The organism is Bacillus sp. AFS037270 (assembly GCF_002585305.1).
Genome location: NZ_NUNF01000133.1, coordinates 1 through 4,266, shown reverse-complemented (window position 1 = coordinate 4,266; position 4,266 = coordinate 1). Strand labels below are relative to the sequence as shown.

General features: G+C 36.4%; 3 protein-coding genes. 1 reads left to right on the top strand and 2 read right to left on the bottom strand.

The annotated features are described in order from the left end of the window. Positions 1 to 239: 239 nt before the first annotated feature. Both cyoE and COD92_RS31320 read right to left on the bottom strand, forming a co-directional pair. On the bottom strand, positions 240 to 1,127 hold the full coding sequence (cyoE, locus tag COD92_RS31325; protein WP_098532438.1) for a heme o synthase: 888 nt from the start codon (positions 1,125 to 1,127) through the stop codon (positions 240 to 242). A gap of 784 nt (positions 1,128 to 1,911) precedes the next feature. Beyond that, entirely contained in the window at positions 1,912 to 3,180 is a 1,269-nt protein-coding gene (locus COD92_RS31320; RefSeq protein WP_098532437.1) for an ATP-binding protein, read from the bottom strand. Between the two features lie 445 nt (positions 3,181 to 3,625). Between COD92_RS31320 and COD92_RS31315 the strand changes: the two genes are divergently transcribed. Next, positions 3,626 to 4,063, top strand: a complete 438-nt coding sequence (locus COD92_RS31315; RefSeq protein WP_098532436.1) for a VOC family protein — start codon at positions 3,626 to 3,628, stop codon at positions 4,061 to 4,063. Positions 4,064 to 4,266 lie beyond the last annotated feature (203 nt).

Sequence of the window (4,266 nt, the reverse complement as noted above, 5' to 3'; positions counted from 1 at the left end):
GGCTGACCTTATAATACGAAAGGGTAGCTTTACTTGAAGATCCAGCTGCCAATCTTGGTGGCTTTTCTTTTTGGACTAACGGTCAGGTTTCCTCAAGAAGGAATCAATTTCTTTTTGATTCAAATAACAAGATTAAGGAGGGAGTTTGTTTTGTAAAACCCATCTTTTATTTTGGTCAATGAACAAACTTTAGGATGTAGAGTGAAGAAATAAAAAGAACCCTTGAGCCAGGGTTCTTTTTAAATTGACACCACGATAATAGATATAAGAAATAACATCATATGAATAACGGAGTATTTAAACATCCGTTTCGCCCAATGTTCTTCGTTTTGTGTAGCAAATCCGCTTATAGATAAACTTATCCATCCGATATTTAAAAGTGTCATAAATCCGATGAAAAACAAACCAAGAGATTTCATGAAGAATGGCATTGGAATCAAACAGATAAGATAAAATAGAAGATGGATTTTCGTTTTCTTGATGCCTGATACAACAGGTAACATGGCGAATCCTGCCCGTTTGTAATCATCAAATCTTCGTATGGCGATGGAATAAGTATGGGGCATTTGCCAAATGAATACGATGAGTGCCATCATCATAGGAATAAGTTGAAAACTGCTAGATAACACAGACCAACCGATTAACGGTGTTACGCATCCTGATACGGCACCAATAATCGTGTTCCATGAGTATTTTTGTTTGCTCCAAAATGTGTACAAGACCACATAAAAAAACCAACCAATGAATGAAAATAGTAACACTTCAGCATTAGTAAAAAGCAATATTAAAAATCCTATTATGCTTGTTGTAACTCCTAAAGTTAAAACAAACTTCTTGCTGAACTCTCCATTAGCACTCGGTCTATTTTTAGTTCGCTCCATTAGATTATCTAAATCGGCTTCGTACCAATTATTCAACATTAAAGCACCAGCAATGACAAAGGCACTTCCTATTAATGTAACAAAGAAAGAGGCAATATGTTCAGCAAGTGGAAGATGGTTGATATGCGAAGATAAAAAATATCCTGCCAACACAGGAAGCACATTGATAACAAAGACTTTCCCTTTAATGAGGCTGATTAGGTTTTTAAAGAAATTTTTAGGTGTTTTAGTTTGCATTTGATTCATATATATTCCTCTCTCTTTCTATCAAACAGACTATTCATTTTAACACAAATATTCTTCGAATGCTTATGGTCTTATTTTTGAATTTCTAATACCACTTGAAGTTCTGTTTCCAGATACTTAATGCTGTTTTTAAGTTCCTTTAACTCATTGGATATCACAGCAATCGATTCTCCCTTTTCACCAATCTAGCTGCTTTCACTGCACGAAACTTATCAAGTATTTAAAGATAAAACAATTGCTCGTTATTCCTTAATACAAAGAAAACATTAACTAATAAATTATAGGAAAAACAACTGGGCTGCCATTTGGCAGCTTAATTTTTCCATATTATTGTGAAGAATTACACTTAAACAAACGGAGTGCTTTAGTGAAAGAAGCGTAAATAAAAAGTCGATTTCTTATTGGAAATCGGCTTTTTTTAGGTTGAAACTTCCTTAGCGTTGTAAATCCGCATTTTCCTGACTCTACCCCAATCTGAAAAACGAGATTGAACGCTTGTTTCATACTTTGAAAGACAAGGCATTGGAATGCCCTCGCATGTTTGGATATGACACGCTAATAGATGGTTAGAATTTGTATTATAGAAATATGTTCTTTAAATCGATGATAAAGTCTTCAAAAATACTTACTTCTATTAGATCTTTCCCTTTACATATAACTCTTGAAGTTGATAACTTTCCTTAAAGATAAACACTTCAACTGTCTCAGTACGGTTATCTACGAACAATACCCTTTAACTCCTGACGGTTCATATACTTTTATTTTTAGCTAACGCTCATGTTTGTCAGTTAATGGCGATGATATTTTTACAATTATGGAGAGGGAACCGAATGGTAAACGTGGTTCCTTTTCCTTTTTGGCTTTGGACGGTGATTTTTCCATGAAGCGAGTCGATAATGCGATAGCTCACCATGAGTCCTATGCCGGTTCCTTTTTCTTTCAGGGAATAAAATGGTTGTCCAAGACGTTTCACTTCGTCTTCATTCATCCCCACTCCCTCATCTTGGATTTGGATCATCACATGCTGTGACTCCTGTTTCACGCAAATGGAAACCGCGCCACCTTGAGGCATCGCTTCGATGCCATTTTTGATGATATTGAGGAAGGCTTGTTTCATTTTTGGGGGATGACCCAATATCGCACACTCTTGCTCCGGAAGTCGGACGTCTATGCTTACTTTTCGTTCTAAAGCATAGGAGTAGAGAATCTGGACGACTGTTTGTATTTTTTGGCAAACATCGACGGACTCTTTCGTATCTGCTTCTGGCTTGGCAAGCGAAAGATATTCGGTAATGACGTCATTCGTTCGATCCACTTCTTCTATACAAATTTGAACATACCTTTTATACGTCTCTGAAATTGGCGATTGTAGAAGTAACTGGAGAAATCCTCGATTGGTCTGCATGGGATTTCGAACTTCATGAGCAAAGGAACTGGCCAATTCTCCGAGTATCTTATATTTTTCCGCCTGTTGAGCTTCCATGTGTAACTGGGCATTTTCCCTTAAGGTTTCAATCAAAAAGACGGTTACGATGGTGGCAACACATATCGCTAAAATTTCCTGAAGTGTGTGGTTGAAAAAATCCATCTCTTGAAAATCCACGAGGATGAAGATCAAGGACATCCCCAATGTTATCATCCAAGCCAGTTTCATTCGACCTGCTCGATCCTGTTGGATGAAACGTGGATATGCTAAAAAAAACATGGGTAAGAAGAAAAGGACTTCGTATGCCGTTGAATAAAAACCTGCCCCCCCGAAATACCAACGATACAACAATAAGATGATCGTGAGAACAATACCTGTTGCGTATCCACCTCCATAAAATATTCCTATCATAAGAGCTACAAACCGCAGGTCATTTCGCTCGTTTACATCCGAATAGATCGGGAAGGACATGCACAATACTAATGTAATCGTTGCCAAGAAACTGAAAATTAATTTTTGACGTTTCGTTTCGATGAATTGATGACGATTGGTTAAATGCATAGAATAAAAAAAGACAGGGATCAAAATAATCATTACTTGTAAGAGCAAGTTTTTAGTATGTTCCATAAAGTTTACCTCATTGTTAAGCTCATTCTAGTATAAAAGAAAACCGAATATAAAAACAGGGGAAAAAAATGGGTTCTGATGCAAAAAACTCAAAACAATCGCAATTAATCTCTAAAGCTTGGAGATACTGATACTATTACTCTAAAAAAGGAGTATGATCAGTATGGGGTCCTGATACGATTGCTTTATTAAGCATTGCAATTGTTATAGGTTTAGTAGGATTATTTTCGCATCTGGTTAATTCGGGTATATAAAATTTGCTTCTTAAAGTAACGGGTGCTTGAGTTTACGATCAGAGCTGTCATTAAGGCAGCTCTTTCTTGTTAAACTAAAGGGCAGATTTGTTGAAGAAGGATATTTTCCCGTTTTAAGCGAATTAGAATTTCAAACAAACCTTACACGAATACAGGTATTAAAAATAACAGGAACATAGGAGGTATGAGATATGAAGATCAATAGAATAGATCATGTGAGTATAAACGTAAATGATCTTTCAGAGGCTAAAGCGTTTTTTCTTGATTTAGGACTTGAAGTGCAAGCGGAATGGGAATTGGATGGAGAACAGTTGGAAAGAATAGTTGGGCTTAATGATGTTAAAACGGCATGTGTAGGATTGGGGATGCCAGATGGTCAGGCATGGATAGAGCTAGTCAAATTTTATTCGCCGTCAGATGAAAAAGATATTCAGCAACCTTTTGCAAATACGCTGGGTATCCGACATATTTGCTTTGCTGTTGAAGATATTGAAGCTATTGTTGCAAAATTGAAAAATAAGGGAACGGAAATCTTTAGTGAGATACAGCAATATGAAGAAAGTTATAAGTTATGCTACGTTCGTGGTCCAGAGGGAATTATTTTAGAGTTGGCGGAGAAAATCAGATAAATATTGAATGGGACTTTAAATGATTTAGATCTCCAACGTTAAAGATTTCTTCTTAAATATCGGGTGCAAGAGTTGCAGATAAAGCTGTCATTTTGGCAGCTTTTCTTATTGCACTACCATGAAAATTAACTTCTGTAACCTTAGAAAAGAGGCAATACTTAAATAGACGCAGCTCATTCGTTTAAAAAAAAGAGGAGCGCCTG

Bases quoted from the DNA above. Each gene is read 5' to 3' on its own strand.
- cyoE (WP_098532438.1), bottom strand. From the start codon at position 1,127: ATGAATCAAATGCAAACTAAAACACCTAAAAATTTCTTTAAAAACCTA.
- COD92_RS31315 (WP_098532436.1), top strand. From the start codon at position 3,626: ATGAAGATCAATAGAATAGATCATGTGAGTATAAACGTAAATGATCTT.
- COD92_RS31320 (WP_098532437.1), bottom strand. From the start codon at position 3,180: ATGGAACATACTAAAAACTTGCTCTTACAAGTAATGATTATTTTGATC.